At 53.8% G+C, this 19,099-nt stretch carries 25 protein-coding genes and 5 pseudogenes; 18 read left to right on the top strand and 12 right to left on the bottom strand.

Annotated elements, in window-relative coordinates:
* Positions 1–22 precede the first annotated feature (22 nt).
* The 4 genes and pseudogenes from FBY01_RS31490 to FBY01_RS01250 form a co-directional block, all read right to left on the bottom strand.
* Entirely contained in the window at positions 23–178 is a 156-nt protein-coding gene (locus tag FBY01_RS31490; protein ID WP_178113196.1) for a hypothetical protein, read from the bottom strand.
* Between the two features lie 535 nt (positions 179–713).
* Positions 714–848: pseudogene (locus FBY01_RS31750) on the bottom strand (integrase); the annotation flags it as partial.
* 77 nt (positions 849–925) lie between these two features.
* Entirely contained in the window at positions 926–1,882 is a 957-nt protein-coding gene (locus tag FBY01_RS01255) for a site-specific integrase (RefSeq protein ID WP_145306061.1), read from the bottom strand.
* Between the two features lie 221 nt (positions 1,883–2,103).
* Positions 2,104–2,313 carry a hypothetical protein gene (locus FBY01_RS01250; RefSeq protein WP_083376289.1) on the bottom strand — a complete coding sequence of 70 codons (210 nt, stop codon included), beginning with the start codon at positions 2,311–2,313 and terminating at the stop codon, positions 2,104–2,106.
* Between FBY01_RS01250 and FBY01_RS01245 the strand changes: the two are divergent.
* From FBY01_RS01245 to FBY01_RS01235, 4 genes and pseudogenes are all read left to right on the top strand, one after another.
* A pseudogene (locus FBY01_RS01245) lies at positions 2,245–2,550 on the top strand (site-specific integrase); the annotation flags it as partial. The gene FBY01_RS01250 and the pseudogene FBY01_RS01245 overlap by 69 nt on opposite strands.
* Before the next feature lie 59 nt (positions 2,551–2,609).
* Positions 2,610–3,080, top strand: coding sequence for a hypothetical protein (locus FBY01_RS01240; RefSeq protein WP_083376290.1), 471 nt, complete (start codon positions 2,610–2,612; stop codon positions 3,078–3,080).
* A gap of 160 nt (positions 3,081–3,240) precedes the next feature.
* Complete coding sequence (locus FBY01_RS31485) at positions 3,241–3,390, top strand: hypothetical protein (RefSeq protein WP_178113198.1); 150 nt, start codon at positions 3,241–3,243, stop codon at positions 3,388–3,390.
* A 3-nt stretch (positions 3,391–3,393) separates the two neighbouring features.
* Positions 3,394–3,747, top strand: coding sequence for an antiterminator Q family protein (locus FBY01_RS01235; RefSeq protein WP_145306063.1), 354 nt, complete (start codon positions 3,394–3,396; stop codon positions 3,745–3,747).
* A 65-nt stretch (positions 3,748–3,812) separates the two neighbouring features.
* Here FBY01_RS01235 and FBY01_RS01230 read toward each other — a convergent pair whose 3' ends face one another.
* Positions 3,813–4,262, bottom strand: coding sequence for a hypothetical protein (locus tag FBY01_RS01230; protein WP_145306065.1), 450 nt, complete (start codon positions 4,260–4,262; stop codon positions 3,813–3,815).
* Between the two features lie 311 nt (positions 4,263–4,573).
* Between FBY01_RS01230 and FBY01_RS01225 the strand changes: the two genes are divergently transcribed.
* The 6 genes and pseudogenes from FBY01_RS01225 (at position 4,574) to FBY01_RS01200 (ending at position 8,382) form a co-directional block, all read left to right on the top strand.
* The gene (locus FBY01_RS01225) at positions 4,574–4,903 is read left to right on the top strand and encodes an MFS transporter (RefSeq protein WP_145306067.1); all 330 of its coding nucleotides are present in this window, start codon (positions 4,574–4,576) and stop codon (positions 4,901–4,903) included.
* Positions 4,900–5,254 (top strand): annotated as a pseudogene (locus FBY01_RS01220) (hypothetical protein). Before FBY01_RS01225 ends, FBY01_RS01220 begins: the two are co-directional and overlap by 4 nt.
* Before the next feature lie 197 nt (positions 5,255–5,451).
* A complete protein-coding gene (locus FBY01_RS01215) occupies positions 5,452–5,691 on the top strand; it encodes a hypothetical protein (protein ID WP_144443411.1) in 240 nt (79 codons plus the stop codon).
* Positions 5,692–5,766: 75 nt separating this feature from the next.
* A complete protein-coding gene (locus tag FBY01_RS01210) occupies positions 5,767–6,192 on the top strand; it encodes a cell wall hydrolase (RefSeq protein WP_083376294.1) in 426 nt (141 codons plus the stop codon).
* Positions 6,189–6,694 (top strand): annotated as a pseudogene (locus FBY01_RS01205) (lysis protein). Before FBY01_RS01210 ends, FBY01_RS01205 begins: the two are co-directional and overlap by 4 nt.
* 239 nt (positions 6,695–6,933) lie before the next feature.
* Positions 6,934–8,382, top strand: coding sequence for an O-antigen ligase family protein (locus FBY01_RS01200; RefSeq protein WP_145306069.1), 1,449 nt, complete (start codon positions 6,934–6,936; stop codon positions 8,380–8,382).
* Here the strand turns inward: FBY01_RS01200 and FBY01_RS01195 are convergent.
* On the bottom strand, positions 8,379–8,630 hold the full coding sequence (locus tag FBY01_RS01195; protein WP_145306071.1) for a hypothetical protein: 252 nt from the start codon (positions 8,628–8,630) through the stop codon (positions 8,379–8,381). The genes FBY01_RS01200 and FBY01_RS01195 overlap by 4 nt on opposite strands.
* Before the next feature lie 111 nt (positions 8,631–8,741).
* Here FBY01_RS01195 and FBY01_RS01190 point away from each other — a divergent pair.
* A pseudogene (locus tag FBY01_RS01190) lies at positions 8,742–9,068 on the top strand (type VI secretion system-associated protein TagO); the annotation flags it as partial.
* Between the two features lie 395 nt (positions 9,069–9,463).
* Here FBY01_RS01190 and FBY01_RS01185 read toward each other — a convergent pair.
* Positions 9,464–10,216, bottom strand: a complete 753-nt coding sequence (locus tag FBY01_RS01185) for a trans-aconitate 2-methyltransferase (protein ID WP_145306075.1) — start codon at positions 10,214–10,216, stop codon at positions 9,464–9,466.
* A gap of 103 nt (positions 10,217–10,319) precedes the next feature.
* On the opposite strand from FBY01_RS01185, the gene FBY01_RS01180 reads away from it, so the two are divergent.
* Positions 10,320–10,730, top strand: coding sequence for a cell wall hydrolase (locus FBY01_RS01180; RefSeq protein WP_145306077.1), 411 nt, complete (start codon positions 10,320–10,322; stop codon positions 10,728–10,730).
* Positions 10,731–10,795: 65 nt separating this feature from the next.
* The gene (locus tag FBY01_RS31480) at positions 10,796–10,972 is read left to right on the top strand and encodes a hypothetical protein (protein ID WP_178113202.1); all 177 of its coding nucleotides are present in this window, start codon (positions 10,796–10,798) and stop codon (positions 10,970–10,972) included.
* Between the two features lie 115 nt (positions 10,973–11,087).
* Here the strand turns inward: FBY01_RS31480 and FBY01_RS01175 are convergent, their stop codons facing one another.
* A complete protein-coding gene (locus FBY01_RS01175) occupies positions 11,088–12,653 on the bottom strand; it encodes a PAS domain-containing methyl-accepting chemotaxis protein (RefSeq protein ID WP_083376297.1) in 1,566 nt (521 codons plus the stop codon).
* A 191-nt stretch (positions 12,654–12,844) separates the two neighbouring features.
* Here FBY01_RS01175 and FBY01_RS01170 point away from each other — a divergent pair, with 191 nt between their 5' ends.
* Positions 12,845–13,039, top strand: coding sequence for a hypothetical protein (locus FBY01_RS01170; RefSeq protein WP_010455982.1), 195 nt, complete (start codon positions 12,845–12,847; stop codon positions 13,037–13,039).
* 458 nt (positions 13,040–13,497) lie between these two features.
* Positions 13,498–13,953: a DUF2214 family protein gene (locus FBY01_RS01165; RefSeq protein WP_145306079.1), complete on the top strand. Its 456-nt coding sequence runs from the start codon at positions 13,498–13,500 to the stop codon at positions 13,951–13,953.
* Positions 13,954–14,138: 185 nt separating this feature from the next.
* Here FBY01_RS01165 and csrA read toward each other — a convergent pair whose 3' ends face one another.
* Positions 14,139–14,333, bottom strand: a complete 195-nt coding sequence (gene csrA, locus FBY01_RS01160) for a carbon storage regulator CsrA (RefSeq protein ID WP_007938114.1) — start codon at positions 14,331–14,333, stop codon at positions 14,139–14,141.
* Between the two features lie 250 nt (positions 14,334–14,583).
* Between csrA and FBY01_RS01155 the strand changes: the two genes are divergently transcribed.
* Positions 14,584–14,949: an SPOR domain-containing protein gene (locus FBY01_RS01155; protein WP_145306081.1), complete on the top strand. Its 366-nt coding sequence runs from the start codon at positions 14,584–14,586 to the stop codon at positions 14,947–14,949.
* 101 nt (positions 14,950–15,050) lie between these two features.
* Entirely contained in the window at positions 15,051–15,962 is a 912-nt protein-coding gene (locus FBY01_RS01150) for a siderophore-interacting protein (RefSeq protein WP_145306083.1), read from the top strand.
* Positions 15,963–16,020: 58 nt separating this feature from the next.
* Here the strand turns inward: FBY01_RS01150 and FBY01_RS01145 are convergent, their stop codons facing one another.
* From FBY01_RS01145 to FBY01_RS01135, 3 genes are all read right to left on the bottom strand, one after another.
* Positions 16,021–16,710, bottom strand: coding sequence for an endonuclease (locus tag FBY01_RS01145; protein ID WP_010455967.1), 690 nt, complete (start codon positions 16,708–16,710; stop codon positions 16,021–16,023).
* Positions 16,711–16,714: 4 nt separating this feature from the next.
* Positions 16,715–17,005 carry a DUF1654 domain-containing protein gene (locus tag FBY01_RS01140; protein ID WP_145306085.1) on the bottom strand — a complete coding sequence of 97 codons (291 nt, stop codon included), beginning with the start codon at positions 17,003–17,005 and terminating at the stop codon, positions 16,715–16,717.
* 169 nt (positions 17,006–17,174) lie between these two features.
* Entirely contained in the window at positions 17,175–18,263 is a 1,089-nt protein-coding gene (locus FBY01_RS01135) for an asparaginase (protein WP_010455963.1), read from the bottom strand.
* Positions 18,264–18,609: 346 nt separating this feature from the next.
* On the opposite strand from FBY01_RS01135, the gene FBY01_RS01130 reads away from it, so the two are divergent.
* Positions 18,610–19,047 carry a hypothetical protein gene (locus FBY01_RS01130; RefSeq protein ID WP_077748038.1) on the top strand — a complete coding sequence of 146 codons (438 nt, stop codon included), beginning with the start codon at positions 18,610–18,612 and terminating at the stop codon, positions 19,045–19,047.
* Positions 19,048–19,099 lie beyond the last annotated feature (52 nt).

The raw sequence follows: 19,099 nt of genomic DNA, 5'->3' as shown, positions 1-19,099 counted from the left end.
GTATTTTAGGATTGATAGGGTATTAGATGATTAAAGCTTTATTCGCATCATTACGACGAACATTGTTGCTTGCAGTGGTAATTAAAACTTGAAGACAGTGCTGGTAACTTGTGTGGCCAGCACGACGCATGAGTTCTTCAAGTTGGAACACTGCACGGTCGTTCAGTTGCACTCGCATTTATACACACTCCATGGTTCGGATCAGACGATCCTGAATATAGTTGTTGATTGACATGCCCTGAGATTCAGCAGCATTCTTGATCGCAGCGAAATTGGTGGAACTAAATGCAATCTTCACAGGAACCATTGGTGTTTTGCTTGCTCGCCACTGAACGCCTCTACAGGTTGACCCGCAAGTAACGGCGTGACTGCGTTTACCGACTAATGATTTGTTACAGCTTGCGCATTGTTTTTCTACATGCATAAGGAATCGCTCCATTTAGAGTTGGTGATAAAGAGTTGTTTAATGTGTTGTTTTGCGACAATAAAAAAGCCGTAACCTGTAAGGATTACGACTCTAGAGTTTTGCGGAGAAGAAATAACACATTACTGACAAAACAGAAGGAAGGGCTGAGTATCAGTAATAGGCAGGGAGGGAGCTGCGGAAGGCATTGTTACTTCTTCTCCTATATGTGCCATTATACACTTTAAACAGAGAATAAGTCAATACCGTTGAGCATTTGTCAACAACTTTTTATTAACTAATTTTCAAATTAAAAGTTTAGGTGTCGGATTGTTTCGGCCATTGCTTTAATAGGGATGCGGCTTCCGTATACGCCGAAGGTGACGGCAGAGTTTTCGTGACCAGCGATACGCTTGATTAGGGCATCTTTTACTCCTGCATTTCGTCTTGTCCCTGCTGAATCCTTTGGATGGGGCGAGGCAGCCAACTCCTAATTCATCATGGCTGCCTATCCGTTTTTGATCAGTCGATTAAGTGCAGCACGTCCCTTACATTGAGGTGGGAGTATCGCGCCACGGATCGTGTATCTCTATGCCCTGACACAATCATGATCTGAGCATTGTTGAAGCCTTTCTTCGCGACGTTGGTGATTCTGGTGTGCCTGAGTTGATGTAGCCTGACACTGCTGTCTAAGCCAGCCTTCACACGTGCCAAGCGCACGGCTTGAGTTACGGCGTGCGGTGTAACCGTGAATACTTGACCGTTTGGGTGGCGTGCCACAATGGCCCAAAGTTGGGCGAGTTCAAGAATCTCAACCGCACGGTGGGTGAGGGGAACTGACCGTGTACCATTCTTCCCGTCGATAACATCAGCGATACGGTCCTTGAGGTGGAGGCAGTCTTTTGTCAGCTTCAGAATTTCGGATCGTCTCATGGCAGTCTCATAAGCCAGTTCAACGATGAGCTTCATGGTGGGTGAGAGCTTCCCCAATAGTCGCTCAAGCTCGCTCGCACGGATCACCTTGTCAGAAGATCGGTCTGGCTTCGGTAGGGCGATATCACTCACAGGGTTGTGAATGTCGATCAGTAATCCGCGTTTGGCGAACCTATAGAAGCGGGACATAAATGCGAGCTGCGTTCTGCACGTGGACGGCTTCACTTTCTTCAGTCGCATGATCTTGAAGTCGTTAATCATCTGAGGCGTGATTTCGTGAATGGGCTGGGTGAAGTGTCTGCCCAGATGCTCCACGATTTGCAGTGCATGGTCGTAGCTGCCTTTGCCCTTGAGCATGGTTTCGCAGTACGTCATACCTAACGTATAGATAGTGTGATGTTTGCGATCCATCGTCACGGCTTCAAGCTGGTTTGCCCATGACTCTGCTTCAGCTTTGGTGTTGAAGGTTTTTGAGTGGGGAGGTTTACCTTTTACGCGTACCTGAGCGTTCCAGTTTCCGGATGGAAGTAAGCGAATATTGGCCATTTTTGACGCCTCATGATGTGAATGGGCGTTCTGTGAAATCCAAGAGCAGCAGGGCTTGGAGCTTGCTCCTAGCAGACCTTGACATGGTGGGGGTCGTTGGTTCGAGTCCAATCGCGCCTACCAAACAAAATCCGCTCTGCTGGGCGGTCTAGAGGGGTCACCGGAAACGGTGACCCCTTTTTGCTTTCTGCGATTTGCAAAACTTTTGCAAAACTCCCACCTCAGAACGCCAACTCGGCGCTCACCTCCAAGTACTCGATCTTCTTTTCGTCGTGCCCCTCCTGATAGTGCTTCGTCATCTTCTCGTCCGCATGGCCCAGTAGCGCCTGGATGTATTCCGTCGGGAATTTCTGCTGCTCGTAAAGCCATTGAGTGAAGGCCAGGCCAGTGCCGTGTTCACCCGGCTGGGCAAAGGTGAGTGGACCAGTCACGACCTTCGCAAGGTGGCGCGTACCGGCTGGGCAGACATCGGCATTGACTATCTGATCAGTGAACTACTGATCAACCGTTCCATGGGCCACAACGTGAAGGTGTACGTCCAATCAGACGTGATGAGTCGCAAGCGCGATGCCCTGGAGAAGTGGCATGCGCATTTAGATCAGCGTGGTTTTGACCTGATTCACGGATTGCCCGGCAGTAGATTGGGATATTCCGGTAATGCCCCATAAGCCACGGAACATAAGGCCTGCGAGGCACTTCAAGAATCAACCATAGGCGAGGTTTAAAAATGGGAATTCAAGCTGATTTAGCCGACCTGGCCGACCTGAAGCGCCTGGCCGACGCGATCCATGGCAAAGGCACGACAGTCGAGATGCTCAATCGCTGGGCGCAATTTGAGGCGGCCTGCAAACCAGAACTGATCGTGGCCCTGATCGCCGAGAAGGAGCGATACGACGAAGGTATGCGCGCAATTGCATGCCAGTTAGGTGCTGGAGGCTACAACGCTACAGAACTTACGGCAGACCAGCTGCTGGCAAAGGTCTGCGATGGGCTGAATGCATTTACCGACACTTCCGGCTGCCTGCTGGATCAGGTTCGATCTGAGCGCGACCAACTCAAGTCAGTGGTTGATTCGCTCTCGGAAGCTGTCCGTGGTGCGATCAAATATGTTGCCTTTGCATTTGATCAGGGCATGGAAGGGGCTGAGCCTGCCGGATTGGCCATGGAAGATTCTGTGGCAATGGCTGGTCAGCTATGAAGAAGCTCCACGGATCACTCCAGAAGCGCGAACTGAAGTTCATCGTCGAATGCAACATCTACCTGGGCAAGGGTATGCGGCTCGGGATCTTTCACTTCTCGAGTGCGAGCACTGCCTGGGGTCGGGATGGGTTTGCTGCCATACGCTCCAGACTCTTCCGTTGAGCTACGTTGTGCCGGTACTCAATGCGCGCTTGAAGGACGCGCTCACCGAGATCGCCAAGGCTCGCCATGTCATCGGCGGTGCCCAGGAACAATACGAACAGAACAACCGCCGCGGTGCCGGCGCTTCGAACTTCACAGGGGATTGAGTCATGGCTTTCACACCAACATTTAAAGAGCGTACCGCCGAGGATCTGCTGGAGCATTGGGGCCGCTGGGTCGTGCTGGGTTCGGGTGTATCCTGCTGCGCCTCTCGCGAGAAGACGGTCCTGTCGCCGATGATCACCGATGATGATGCACTGATGATTGACGGTCTGATGGGCCGTCTGCTGAAGCGCTACCCGGAATGTGGTCAGGTGCTCATGCGGTACTACACCTCTCGCGATAAGGCACTGATGGATGTAGGCAAGAAACTGGGCTTCGGTGAAGAGAAGACCAGGCAGCTTTGGAAGGCAGGAATTGCTTGGATTGATGGTGCTTTAGATATTCGTCGAGTGGCTGCTTAAAAATGTGCTAGGGAGAAGGCGCCGCAGCATAAGTCCGCTGTGCGCCATCCAAGTATTTCGGGTGGTCAGAGTGCCGAATTTGTATCAACCATTGCCTTCTTGGCTGACTGAAAATCTTCGCTAGAGAAATGAAGGAGAATGCTTCCCTCGAGCTCTACGGTTGCTGGGCCAGCAGTGATTGCCTTAGCCAAGAATGCTTTTCCTTTAACGGTTTCCGGTGACAGGATTCTTTTTCCGTTAATGCAGGCCTGAACGAACTTCACGTTCGTGCCATTCACCTTGTAAGGGCCAGCTGGCATAACGGCACTGTTTTGGCCTTCTCTACAAAACGAACCCGTCATATCCACCAGGTTCATGACGATCTGTTCTCCTTCGAACAGGCTTGCCATAGCAACTACTTGTTGGTTCTCCGCTGGATCGAGAACGTACATAGTGGATGTGAATTGTCGCCATTGGGTAGCTTGAGCGGAAAGGGACAGTGCAGATGTGAGAGCGAAGATAAATAGTCTTTTCAATTAAAACTCCTTTTTTTGAACATGGCGTGTGGCTCCGTTGGCGCGGTCGTTGGCGCAGGATGCAGGCAACATGATATTACATCGCGAGGGAGTTGACAGGACCGGGGGCTAAATATAGATTTCAGGTACTTTGCGGTTTTTCCGCGAGCAAAGCCCGACTCTGAAGTTGGGCTTTTTGCTTTCTACTGTCCACAGAGCCTCGGCATTCGCCGGGGCTTTTTCGTTTTCAGCTCCACCACACCCATTGCTCCGAGCTGGGAGTGCTGCTGGAGCTGATTCAAATCAAGTCATGCAGAGTCGGAGTCGAGCGCATGGATCTACTGCATCGCCTGATCGACAAAGCTGAATGGCTTATCGCGGGCTTGATTGGAGCAATTGTTGCCAGTTGGTGGCACAAGGACGACCTTACTGATTGGCGAGCTTTGGCAATTTTCTTGGTCACTGGAGTGGCTTGTTCTCTGTACCTGACAGGCATGGTCAGTGCTTATCTCGGTGTCACAGAGCCGAGCATCGTCGCCGGCATCGGCTTTTTACTTGGCACCTTCAGCGGCTCACTTCTGGCGGCGATCAATCGCGCCATCAAAGCCGCGGACCTCTGGGCGATCATCCGTCAGCGGTTCGGCGGGGGTAATCCACCATGAACTTCGAACTAATCAACTCTATTGATTGCATGCGGCCTGATTGCCTTATGGGCTACCTGGTGCGTGCTGAGCGGGAAGGTGAGAGACGGCATTGTCGGGAAGATCATCTATTCAACGATCGCCATCAGTGGCTTCGTTGTGATGACTCGAACCCAGAACATCTTCTTCAGCCCGACTACAGCGGGTTTGACACTGCATGTGTCGCTGGCATTGGCCGGTGTTCGCCATATCTTCATGGTTACGTGGTGGCTGACGGTTAAAGGCTGGCTCTGCCGAACCCTCAACTGCGAACACTGCATGGGTTGCGATAAAGCCCCAGCCGAGCAGGTTGATCGCCGCAAGCATAGGTGATGGCAAATGCTTAAGATCGACGCCCGTACCAATGTGGAGGAGCTTTCGAAAGCTCTTCGCACGCTTGGTAGTAAGCAGATTCCTTTCGCCTTTGCTCTGATGGCCACACGACTGGCCATGCTCGTTAAGCAGGGGGAGCTCTCAGTGATGAGGGCTCGCCTTACCTAGTGTTCCAAGCCGAGATGGAGGCGTTTCAAGTGCGTCTTGAGCTGGAGCGCATGAAGGTGGATCGAATGGCATTCGCCGGACAGGTTCCGGTCAATGTGCTGGGTGCGCATCCGGGTGACTTTATCGTTCCTGAGGCGGATGGTGATTCCATCATTGGGATCGCAGTCCCTGCTTCTGTACTTACGTTTGAGCAATACCGACGAGCCGTGGGTATCGTGCAGAACGTGCTGCCTGACGGCCGCGCAAACATCCGGGTCAAGGTTGCATAACCAGATTCCGGCTTTCACCCAGCATTGAATCGACAGGGCCGCATTGAGCGGTTTTTTTTCGCCTGGAGAAAAGCGATGTCAGTTACCGAGAAAGACCGCGATGTCCTCGCCCGCACGCTGTGGGGCGAGGCTCGTGGTGAAAGCCTGGCTGGGCAGATTGCCGTGGCCTGGACGATTCGCAACCGTGTGAACGATGGCAAGACCAAGTCGTGGTGGGGCGAGGGCTATGCCGGTGTCTGCCAGGCGCCGTATCAGTTCAGCTGCTGGAATAAGAGCGACCCGAACTATCCGTCCTTGATCGGGGCCAAAGCGATTCCGTTCCGGGAGCTTGCCCAAGCGCGGATCGCTGCTGATCAGGTGATCGATGGCAAGGTGCCAGATCCAACCGGCGGTGCCACGCACTATTACGCCATCACCATGAAGAAGGCTCCGGACTGGGCGGTGAAAGCCAAAGAAACGCGGAGGCTTGGTGGTCACGTTTTCTTCAAGGATGTGTCGTGAGTCCCGCGGCATGGAAACTGGTCGGTATCCTATTGCTGGTGCTGCCAACCGCTGGCGTCACCTGGAAGGTTCAGGACTGGCGCTACGGCAAGCAGCTCGCAGAACAGGCCGGGCTGCATCAGGACGACCTGACCGCCATCAGCAACGCGGCCGCCGACCAGATGCGCGCCAACCAGGACAAGCGACTCGCGATCGAGCAGCGGCTGTCGGCCAGCGACGAAACCCACCACAAGGAACTGAAAGATGCACAGACCAATCAGGCTCGCCTGCGCGATCGCCTTGCCACTTCTGATTTGCGGCTGTCAGTCCTCCTTGCCGAGGATCCAGGCAGTGGCGACCCAGTGCTTGCCGGTACCGCAGCCGTCGGCGTGTTCATGGAGGCGCGCGCGTCAGACTTGACCCAGCGCATGCTCAACGAGTTATCGGAATCACCGACGACGGCGACCAAGGACTGATTGCATTGGCGGCGTGCCAGGCCTATGTGCGTGAGCTGCAAAATTAGAGACTGTTTTCGGTCGGCAGGACGCCGTAGAAGGGCGCTTTAGAGCTCTGACAGGGAATTGCAACCTAGTGAAACATTCGATTGTGGGGTGTATTCTCCGCGAAATGCTGGCAGTATGCCGCCAAGAATTACGTCCTAACGTAGCACTTTGAGAGTGGTTTTTAGAACTGATGGAGGGCTGCCCGGCTTCCTCCTCATGGCTCTGTACCAAGTAATTTATCTATCCAGGAAGGGTTAGAATGTTTGTTGCGCAGAAGATGCACTATTTAAATGCTGGCGGTGGAATACTTGTTCCCGCTATTGGCGCAGCCATGTCTTTACCTATAGTGATGTTTTCACTCTTGGGGTATGACATTAACCCCGCATTTTTACTGGCTCCGCTAATTGGGATAGCGTTCCTAATGAGCTTCGGTCGCACCGGGCTTGCTTATATTGTTGCCGCAGTGTGCGGGCTCGCTTCTATATTGGCGGCCAATAAAATATCAGCGGATGGTGCACTGGTTAAACATATTTTCTCGTTAGTGTTAATCATGTTTTCTCCGTCTTTCTTGTTTCTCGGGAAGTACGTTTCAAAGAGTAACGATATCAGCAAGGTTTTTTACTGGTTGTCTTTATTTTCATCTGTGTTTTTAATTGTTGTTGCTGCCCGTATTTTCTACCTGGAACAGGAAGTGCGAATCTACATTGGCCCTTACGGTTTGGCCGCGATGAATGCTGAATTCCTCGGCATGCCTGTTTTTGCAACATTCGGGGTGTTGAGTCTTGCGCATTTGGTGTGCTTGCAGGCGATGGTCCTGTGTGGTTCGCTCATAGGCGGCAAAGCGACCAAACCCGTACTCACCTTGTTTGCGATAGCACTGTTCTGCGCCTCATTCCTAATCGTCGGCAGCGACTCGCGCAGTGCGCAGATCCTGTTGATGTGGATCGTAGGCTCCATTGTTGTGTATGCCATACGTAAAGCGAACGCTCGGCGGATGTGTGCAGTGGCATTGCTATCTATCCTGATTTCCTTCGCTATAAATCACGCAAGGGGAATGAGCAGTAATCGCATGGTCGCTTCTATTGAAGCTATCAATTCAGTACCGACTGAGTCCGTACCTGCGCCATTAGAGCAACCGATCGCTCAAGAAAAACTAATAGAGGAAAAGGAGCACTCGATCGCTCTAGAAAAACTGATACAGGAAAAGGAGCACCCGATTACTCCAGAAGAGTTGATGGAGGAAAAGTGGGAGAAACAGGCAGACCAGTTTGCAACCGGTCGCGTTGAGTTAGCTATTGCCGGCGCCAAAGAGTTTATGGCTAGTCCCCTCATTGGGAACGGGTTCTCTGGGTACGGACGATATTCTAATGAAGGGCTATCTACTGCTCTACTAGCCAACAGTTCGACTCACGTTTATTACCTTACGCTTCTATGGAAAGGTGGGCTGATCTTTTTCGTCCCGTTCGTGGTCATGATCCTGCTCAATCTGAAGGCAGCCATCATCGGCACAAAGGCTACAGAGCATTCAGCGGAGCGATTCTTTGCTTGGACTGCTGTTTTAATGGCATTCGGCCCAATGGCAATGGCTTGGGATATCCTGATCGTGCCGAGCGCTGGCGCCCTGGCATTCTTCCTGTTCGGCCTTCTGGGCGGGTTGAAAAACAGGGCAGCATCACCTGTGAATCCGTTTGTTGTGCATTCAACTTAATGTGGCAGGATTTGCGTGAAGGGATCTACACCGGTCAGCTCACGCAGTCTTGCGTGAAGCTCGCTGATCAACTTGGCGTTTGCCATAAACTCCCCATTTGTCTTCGTCTCGATGTCCGTGACCCTTCTATTGGCATCTGAAGCAGTGGCGAGCGCACGGTTCAGTTCGGCCCGCAACTGATCCCGCTCCCTCGATACCCCTGCGTGCATCTGCACAAGGCCGAAGATGTCTTCACGGGCTTTGCGCAATTGCAGGGTGTCCCGTCCTGAATAAGGTTTACACCTTCTGATCTTTTTTTTTCAGGAGGACCTAATGGAATAAGCAAAAAGGCGTAGTCAGCGAGACTACACGCTGACCTTTATATTCGCTGTGCCGAAGGGGCAACGTCGTTGTATTTCGTCTTGGCCGGGAATTTTCTAGCTGATTCAGAGGAGTACGGACAAGTGACCTACCGAGTCGATAATCAAAAAGCCCGGACGTACAGTTTTTCGTCCTCCACGGACAACAAGGCTCTTGGTCAATGGAGCGGTCAATACGCTATTCCCGTTGTTAAGCACCTATTCGACGCTCAGCAGGTAGTTGTCCGTATCACGCCCTACAACGAATCACCGGTAATGGTGACCTTCCCTGTTTCTGGCCTGCGGCAAGCCATTGCCCCCTTGCAGCTGGCATGTAAGTGGAAGTGATGTCCGAAATCACTGCGGCGCTGGGCACGGTTACCGTCCCTATGCTCCGCCATACATTGCGATGCAGGCGATCAAGTTTGCTTGGCTGATTAGGTCTGCCTCCTGAATGACAGCTTGGTCGTCCTCACATCCAAATATGTGGCCCGCAACCTTTATCCCGTGTGGATCGTTCTCAGCGTTGAATGCGGCGAAAGCGTCGCAATTCGATAGCGCCGAAAAAGTGAACGTGATAGCCGTGTTTGGATCACCTCAAGATCAGGCAGTATGGGCTAATCACTGTGAGGTAGAGGATAGCGACTCTAGGTATTTGAAATTTCAAGAGTCGCTTAAATCTGAATGGACCTACTAACAATTGGAAGTCACAACTAAACCGCTTGGAAGTCTTCGCTGCTGCGTTAGTTTTTCGTAGCAACCATGAGAAGAGAGCCGCCAACAGGAAGCCTTATACCTGTCTTCAATAGGATCAATTCCAGACTCATAACCAGTTCAAGTATTTTATTGAGCAAGCGCGGGATTTTGTATTCCGTCATGGGATCATATTCGCCGTCCTGTGGTTTCGCCCGAGAGAGCCACATTAGAGGAACAAGCAGGCTCACGAACGAAGTGGTGTATTTCACTTCAAGGCCTGCTGCTTTCACTTTTTGTATAAGTTCTGTTCGCGTGTAACGACGGACGTGACAAGCGAATTCGTCAACATGTGACCACAGCCAACGATGTTGAGGCACTGAAATAATAAGAGAACCACCTTGCTTTAAGGCTCGTGCCAAGTTGTCTAAAACTAATTGGTCTTGCTCAATATGCTCGATAACATCGAATGCCCCAATGACGTCATAGCGAGCTTCATCTGACATTGCAGTTGCATCAAGTTTAACGAAAGTCGCCGATGGAATTCGCTCTTTAGCATGGATCAAACCTTCTTCAAAATACTCAGATCCATACAGGTCTGCATTTGGATAGCTGTTTCTAACACCCTCAAGAACGAAAGCCGTACCACAGCCTATTTCAAGAAAATTGTTGAAGTTGCCTATCTTGTTTTTTAAAGCCCATAGAAGAACTCGATTTCTAGCGCGGAACCACCAGTGTTTGGCTTCCTCGGCAGCGAGAAGCCTGAAGGAGTCGGCGGGAAATGGTGCGCGTGTCGAGGTCATGCCGCGAGTATTCCTAAATTAGTGGCTGAGATTTGCATTTTTACACCAAAAGTCAGACGGCGCCCGCCATTGAGCGGGTATTTTTTTGCCTGGAGAAAAATGAATGACTGCAAACGAAAAAGACTGTGACCTCCTCGCACGGACACTGTGGGGTGAGGCTCGTGGCGAAACCTTGGCTGGGCAGATCGCAGTGGCCTGGACAATCCGCAACCGTGTGAACGACGGCAAGGCCAAGTCATGGTGGGGGGGGTATGCCGGCGTGTGCCAGAAGCCGTATCAGTTCAGTTGCTGGAACAAGAACGACCCGAACTTCGCCTATTTGAGCGGCGCGAAGCAGATCCCGTTCCGCGAACTGGCCCAAGCATGGATCGCCGCTGACCATGTGATTGAAGGCAAGGTGCAGGATCCGACCGGTGGCGCGACACACTACTACGCGACCGCCATGAAGAAGATGCCGGCCTGGGCGACTAGGGCGGGCTCACCGAAAGGTGGGCCCTTTTTTGTTGTCGTTTAGCAATTCCAGCCGCTCACCGACAGACGGTATAGTTCAGTCCGGAAGTTCTATAAGGAGATACTGCTATGGATAAGGCATTTCGAAATCCCGTGTTTCTAACCGGCATCCCGCTGGCCATTTGCGGATCCAGCTTTGGCTTGACCGGCTTGTTGAACGAAGCAACGTTCAGTGGCATGGCGCCCGGGCTGCTCATTCCAGGGCTCGCCTTTATGTTGATCGGCTGGATGCAGAGGAACAAGTGAGCGTCGGCCGTTTACGCCATAGCTAATCTTGAGCGTCGAGCAGATAACTGACTTAAACAGCAGGATTGATCATCCTGCTTTTTCTATTTAGATCCCTGATCAGTAAGAGCAGGGGCTATCGGTTAAAGCGCTCAACCAGCGAATACTGAGTTTTAGCCGTCTGTGTTAGTTCCTTGGTTACCTCGGCGGAATGCCTGGCTTGCTCAGACGTCTGATCGGCGAGGGTTGCGATGGTGGTGATGTTGCGGCTGATTTCCTCTGCGACGGCCGACTGCTCTTCAGTCGCGGCCGCGATCTGGGTGGTCATATCGGTGATGTTGGCGACGGCTTCACTGATGCCGATCAGGGCTTTATCGGCTTCCAGCACCCACGCAACTCCTTCTTCGGCCTGGCGCTGGCCGCTTTCCATAGTCTTCACGGCGTTGTTTGAAGAGACCTGTAGCTTGGAAATCAGGCCGTGAATCTGGGTTGTCGACTCGGTTGTTCGCTGTGCCAATTGGCGCACTTCGTCCGCGACGACCGCGAAACCTCGGCCCATTTCTCCCGCGCGTGCAGCTTCGATTGCGGCATTGAGCGCCAATAAGTTGGTTTGATCGGCAATGCCTTTGATCACATCGACGACCGTCCCTATTTCGTTACTGTCTTTGGCCAGTTGCGCGACGGTCTGGCCTGTCTCGCCGACCACATTGGAGAGCCGCTGAATGGCGTCGCGGGTGTCCCGGGCTACGTCACGTCCGCGGCCTGTCAGCACGTTGGCTGCCTGGGTGGCGTCGGCAGTGCGCTGGACGTGGCTTGCGACCTCTTGCGTGGTCGCTGCCATCTGATTGACGGCGGCCGATACCTGCTCGGTTTCGATTCGTTGGCGATCAAGTCCACGTGAACTGTCGGAGGCGAGAGCATCAGATCTCCCGGCCAGCCCGGTGAGTTGCTCTGCGGTGTCTTGTAAGCGTGTCAGGCAAGTCTTGAGGCGTGATGCCTGGCTCACGAAGGCCGTTTCAAGACGCGCCTGATGACCTCGCTCGTCGCTATACATTTGCGCGATCAGTTGGTCGGAAGTGGAAGCCTCTGCCATTTCCAGCAGATGCAGCGCACCGCGCTTCTGCCGGCGCGAAGCAATCAGGCCCATCGGAGCCGATACACCTACGGCTACCAATGCGGCCAAGGGAGGACTGAGGAAAACACCGCCCAAAGTCCCCGCTAAGCCCATGGCCAGGAACGGCAGCCAGTCCATCAAGACGGGTTGCCATTTGTCGCTGCCGGGCACGGCAGACTTGCCCCGGTTGATTCGTTTATAGAGGGCTTCGGCCCGGCGGATTTGTTCGATGCTCGGCTTTACCCGGACCGACTCATAACCAACGACTTGGCTCCCTTCAAATATGGGCGTGACGTAGGCATTGACCCAGTAGTGGTCGCCGTTCCTGGAGCGGTTCTTGACGATGCCCATCCACGGGTTGCCTTGTTTGAGGGCGCTCCACATATGGGCGAATATGGCGGATGGCACGTCAGGATGACGAACGATGTTTTGAGGCGCGCCTATCAGATCTGACTTGTTGAAACCGCTGATGTCTACGAAGGCGTCGTTGCAGTAAGTGATGACCCCTCGTGAGTCCGTTGTCGAGATGAGTTTCTGTTGAGGTCCAAGGGCAACCTCACGTTGTGTCACGGGTTGATTGTTTCTCATCTGTGTTGCTCCTATGCCCTAAGCTTGAGACATCGGCAAGAATTTGCAAAAGGTTAACGAGTTCTTGGAAATGAAACTGTCTTGCGTCGGAAAGTTTGTGTGGCGGCGCGTTTGCGTTGGTCTTCAGCGGCTGAGGTTGTTTGCGGTTCAGGCGTAAGATAGCGGTGCTATCCCACCAAAAGGAGCCGCATATGATCGCCGACCAAATGAACAAACAGGCGTCTGAGGGCAAGGCTGTTTGGGATCAATACTTCTGCGCTGCGTTGATTGCGGAAAGCAATCTGACGGCACCCGTTGTCGGAGGGGCTACTCACGAAGACAGGCAGAATCTGTTGATTGAAAGGGCCAAAGCGCTCGCCGATAAGATGATGGAAAACAGAAAATAACCAGGGCCCAGCCATCGTGCTGGGCTCTCTGTTTGGCGCTCTAATAGATGCTCAGTTACGACACTGGCCGTTATAGGATTGTTCAAGCTCCACAAAAATAGTGTGGATATTTAAGCACTTATAAAATTAATTAACCGAACGGTCCTCAAAATATATTGTTACAAGTGTCGGTTTTAGGTAAGATTGCTTCGCGTTCACCACCACGGTTTATGCATTTTTAAGTCCCAAGCGTCCATCAGCTGCTTGGGATTTTTTTTTTGCCTGAGGTTTGTCTTGGTTCGCTCGAACATCGCAAGGACACCTCCACCGCCTGCCTTCGCTCTGAACAAGTTGCCTGTATGCCGTGCCGCTTCTATGGAGAAGCGCGAAACGCCTCCTGTGCAAACCCGGGCGAATCGCGGTTTTTTGGACTACTACTGACTGGCCAAACTCAAACTCAGTCTGATAGGAGTCAATCGATGCTGGTTCATTGGTCGCTTGCGGCAATTCACTTGCTGGCTTTCGCCTTGGGGTTCTGGGCTGTACTGACGCGGGGAACCGCATTCAGCCGTCTGGCGGCCGGGTCGGGGGAGGCTCGCCGAGTGTTGATGGCCGATAATCTGTGGGGGATCTCTGCCGTGATCCTCTTGATCTCCGGTGGGATGCGGGCCTTCGGTGGGTACGAAAAAGGTACGGATTACTACCTTCACCAGCCATTGTTCCATCTCAAGATGACGCTGTTCGTGCTGATCTTGCTGCTCGAAGTGGCGCCGATGATCACGCTGATCAAATGGCGGGTAGCACTGAGTCGTGGCGCGGCGATCGGTACCGGGCGCGCGAAGCTGTTTGCGCGGATCAGTCATCTCGAAGGGCTGCTGGTGTTGCTGATGGTGGTGGCGGCCACGGGCATGGCGCGCGGCGTAACGTTTGGTTAGCCGAGTCGGATCACGTTCTTCCTGGGGGATAATCAGAAACGTCTGACAGTCAGGGCAGGGGACGTGTCGTTAATATCGGCTTCACGTTTTGGCGGGCAGGGGCGAACGGATGGCAATACTACGCTTGAATCTTTAGCCAGCCGTTGTCCGGGACTGAACGGGCTGGCTACTGACTGCAACAGGATTCAGGGAGTTTGCGGCTTGTCTGGAGCGGTCAGGCCAGCCTGAATGCGTTGATAGATTTCTTCGCGATGCACTGCGACGTCTTTCGGCGCGTTGATCCCGATCCGGACTTGCTGGCCGCTCACGCCCAGTATGGTGATCGTAATGTCGTCACCGATATTTATGCTTTCACCGACTTTGCGGGTGAGTATCAGCATGGTCTTCTCCTTGATTGCTTTGTAGGGCACCTGATTCGAACAGTGCAGAGGTCGGTGGTATGTATAGATTAGTGCGAAGTCTCACAGTTTGGGTGCCTCTTTCTGACGCGCAGATGCTGCATTAATTCCCAAGGCGTAACTATACAGAGGCCGCAACCATCATTCTCGTTGTTTTGCGCCCATTTTGCGGCACTCGGGAAGTATTCATGAATGCTAAAATCGCCGCTTTCAGCATTCAGAGGGACACGTTGTGCGCAAAATGGTCTTGGTAATCGCAGTACTGGCGCTGGTTGGGTGCGATCAAGGTATGGGCGTTGACGCTCAAAAGCCGAAGCCGGCAGTCGTTTCCGCGCCCGCGGCAGTCACCGGGCCGCAATGGGATGTCGAAGTGAGAGGCGAAACGCCCCAGGCTGTCAGCGACCTGAGCGGTTGGCTGATCGAGCACAGCTTTGTGTCCAGCATCGTCAAGGAAAACGGCAAGACTCGCATTCTGCTCGGACCATTCAATTCGAAAGCCGAGGCCGAAGCCAAGCAGGCCGAGGTGGCTGCGGCGCTTACCCGGGCCAAGAAACAGAACATCGAAGTGCTGGTGCTTGAGCGTCCCGTAGCCCAGTAACAGCCCTTTTCACGCAGGCCTTCCGTCGAAGCCCCTTAAAGGGGATCCACATTGACTCGTCTCTAAGCGTAGTCACTGTCGATTCCCAGAAGGAGCTCTCCATGGCCTCCGCCACCCCTTACAAAATATTCGACGCGGTCCTGGCGCACAAAAAGACCCTCAGCCCACATTTAATGCGCGTGACCCTGGCCGGTCCGATGGTCACCGAAATGGCCACCTGGGCACCGGATCAGCGCGTCAAACTATTCTTTCCAGCCGAAGACGGGTCGCCTGCCAGACTGGCTCATGACCAGCATTGGTATGCGCGCTACCGTTCAATGCCGGCCAACCAGCGTCCGGCAATGCGCACTTACACCATCCGGCATCTGCGGGCCGAGCAAGGCGAAGTGGACATCGACTTCGTATTGCACGGTGAAACCGGTCCGGCCTCCCGTTGGGCAATCCGGTCGGGAGTGGGCGAGCCAATCCAGATTGTTGCGCCTGATCGTCAGTTTTCAGCGCAAGACGCGGGAGGTTTCGAATGGAAGCCGCCTCACACGCTCAAGCATCTGTTGCTGGTGGCTGATGCCACGGCATTGCCCGCCGCTCTCGGCATTCTGGACGAGATGGCTGCCTTGGCCGAGCCGCCGACGACTCAGGCATTTTTCGAGGTGGCCAGCGCAGAAGACGCATTGCCGGTTCCTGAATGGCCTGGGTTGTCAGTGCGGTGGCTGGTCCGGGATCATTCCGCCGGTAGGGCAGCAGGTTCGCTGATGGTTGAAGCGGTCCGTGGGGCGGAGCTGCCGGTTACTTCCTCGCAGACTCACGCAACAGTGGAGCTGGCCGAGGTCGATGTCGACCAAGAGATTCTCTGGGAAACATCCGACTCGACCGGTCAGGGTTTCTACGGTTGGATCGCCGGGGAAACGATGGCCGTGATGAGCCTGCGCAAGTACTTGATCAAGGAGCGCGGCATCGCTCGGGAGTCACTCAATCTGATGGGTTACTGGCGCTACAACAAAAGCGGCGGATAGAAACGTAAAAAGGCCTCGGGCATGAATACCCGAGGCCTTTTTGGTTTTATGCGGTCGATCAGCCGCAGGCTTTCATGTCCACGGGCCCGACAAACTCATTGCCGCGACCCATCACGCACGCCACGCTCTGGTTGCGCTGACGTTCCCAGGCTTCAACCGGATAGGTCTTGTTCCACGCGTCGTACAGTTGCCGGTCCTGTTTCGACAGGCGCAAACCGTACTGTTTGCTCATGTAGAAATACGTCCGGGCGATCATGCCGCGAATGGAGGGGCGGGGCATGACTTTCTTCGCCTTGAAATCGACCTGGGTCAGGCACGAACCGTACTGACCCGATTGCACCGGCAGCCAACCGAAACTGAAGTTACTGCGATCGCCATTCACTTCGCCGATGCTCGGCACCAGGTTGTGCAGATCAGCCTCGGCCTTTTGATAGACCGGATCGTACCGCGTGCAGTTCTTGCGTCCGCCCTCTTGCCAGCACTGACGCTGATGGCCGATTTGCCAAGCGGGAACAATGTGCTCCCACTCAATGCGGGCGGCGCGCTTGGCGTTCTTGCGCGGCACATACCCACAGGCTGCGAGGTTGACCTTGTTGCCGGTGTATTTACAGCCGCAATAGAACTCGGTGGATTGCGGCGCGTAAAGCTTCCAGGCGACTTTCTTGGCTTCGTTGAAGGTGCGGGGGGCGCCAGCCTGGGCGCCAAGGGTGATGAACAGAAACAGCAAAGCAAACCAGCGGACACTCATTGACTCAATCTTCCTTCGGCACAACCCAGAAAATCTGCACACCGCCATCGTCGCGATAGGCGAGGGTGACGTTGTCGTTCTCATCAATTTCTTCGAGCAATTGCTCCCACTCATCCACAGGCTCGTCCGGTAAACGGAAGATCAGTGCGGCTTTGGCTTTCTGAGCGGTGGGGGAGTTGATGATTTTCTGAACGCGTATGCCCATGCGTTGATAGGTATCAGGAGAAGCAGAGGTGGAGGCCACGGAATTATCCTTATTAAGCTGTACGTGCATACAGTATTTAACTGTAGGCATTTTCGCAACTGCTTAAAATTCAAGAAAATCCTCTGACAGCAGTTTTTTCCATTTGGTGTAGGAAGAAGGGAAAATTTTTATCGGAGTATCAGGCGGGGTATGAACCACTCGCCCAGGCTGGCGAGTGGTGAATGCAGTGCCCGACCGGAGTCGGTCGGGCGAGGGCGAATCAGTATTCCCAGAACATCCGTTGCAGCTCTTTGCTGTCGTTGGTCTTGGTCAGCGCGACCATGGCCAGGATGCGGGCTTTTTGCGGGTTCAGGTCATGCGCCACGACCCAGTCGTACTTGTCGTCAGGCTGTTCGGCATTACGCAGGACGAAACCGCCGGCGTTGACGTGGGACGAACGAATGATTTGCACGCCGTCCTTACGTAGGGCTTGCAGGGCTGGGACCACACGCGAGGAGACCGAACCGTTGCCGGTGCCGGCATGGATGATCGCTTTGGCACCGGATTGAGCCAGTGCCTTGTAGGCCGTGTCGCTGACGTTGCCGTAGGAATAGGCGATTTCGACGTCAGGCAGGCTCTTGATGGTTTTGATGTCGAATTCCGAATCCATGGTGTGACGCTTGGCCGGCAGACGGAACCAGTAGGATTTGCCCTCAACTACCATGCCGAGCGGCCCCCAGGCACTTTTGAATGCCTCGGTTTTGATGTTGATCATTTTGCTGACGTCGCGCCCCGACTGGATCTCATCATTCATGGTCACCAGCACGCCTTTGCCGCGGGCGTCTTTGCTGCTGGCGACGGCGACGGCGTTGTACAGGTTCAGCATGCCGTCAGCCGACATTGCGGTGCCTGGGCGCATGGAGCCGACGACGATGATTGGCTTGTCGGTTTTTTCCACCAGGTTCAGGAAGTACGCGGTTTCTTCCAGGGTGTCGGTGCCGTGGGTGATCACGATCCCGTCGACGTCTTTGCTGTCGGCCAGTTCGGCGACGCGGCGACCCAGTTGCAGCAGGTTGTCGTTGGTGATGCTTTCCGAGGCGATCTGCATGACCTGTTCGCCGCGAACGTTGGCCAGCTGGCTGAGCTCCGGAACCCCGGCGATCAGTTGCTCGATGCCGACTTTCGCTGCCTGGTAGGTGGCGCTGTTAGCAGCGCTGGCGCCGGCACCGGCAATGGTGCCGCCGGTGGCGAGGATCACCACGTTGGCCAGTTTCTGTTGGGTTTCGACTTCTTTTGCCTGAAGAGCGGTAGGCAGGAGCAGCAGGAGGGCCAAAGCGCCCGGAATAAAGGTGTTGAAGGCAGATTTCATTATTTTCTCTCTAGTAGTGAGACGGTGCTGATGCAAGTTCATCTAGATACGCCCCAGGCAGATCTGAACGCTTGGGGTCTAGGTGAAGAGCAGGATCTGTACCAGCCCTACGTTGAATGAGAAAAACTTTTAACTGGATGATTTATATCAATATTTACCCAGTGGGTTACCGGCCTTAAACAGCTTCGTGTCCGGGTTTCCGAATTAGTTGAGGTTTCGCGTTCGGCTCTCCGAAAAGGCCTACGACCTCTGGTGAACTCTTCGCCTTGCCAGATAGAAAATCAGTGCTAAAGAAACCCGCGCACAGGTCGATGTCCCTTCAAGGGATTTTTTTTCGGGAGTGCACATGTCTTTTTCTGTCGGTTTTCCAAATGCGGGCGCAATCACCATTGGTGGCAAGACACCGTCGACGATCAATGCCTTGAGCGAAGCGACGGAAGAGGCGTCGACACAGCTGACTGGAAAAGAAGAAAACCAGGTCAGAACCGGAGGGGCTGCTCAGGACGAAAGCAAATCCGAGAGCAAAAGCAGCCAGAGTATTGCGGTTCAGGTGTTGCTCAAGCGTATGCAGGAACTGCAACAGCAGTTGCGCGAACAACAGCAGCAATTGGCGGCCGCTCAGGCAGCGTCCTATCCAACCGAGGAGGCCAAAGCCACAGCCGTCATGTCGATCCAGGGGCAGATCGCCGAGACCAATGGTGCGCTGGCGCAAGTCACCGGGAATCTGGTGAAAGAACTGGCCAAAGACTCCAGCGCGGGTGGTCTGGTCAGCACGACGGCGTGATCTGGTGCCAACCGAGACACAAAACAGGTCGTTGACAAATCACAGCAGGGTT

The organism is Pseudomonas sp. SJZ077, from assembly GCF_007993905.1.
In the GTDB taxonomy this organism is placed as follows: Bacteria; Pseudomonadota; Gammaproteobacteria; order Pseudomonadales; family Pseudomonadaceae; genus Aquipseudomonas; species Aquipseudomonas mandelii.
Note: the sequence above shows the minus strand (reverse complement) of the source record. Positions and strands in the feature narration are given on the sequence as shown.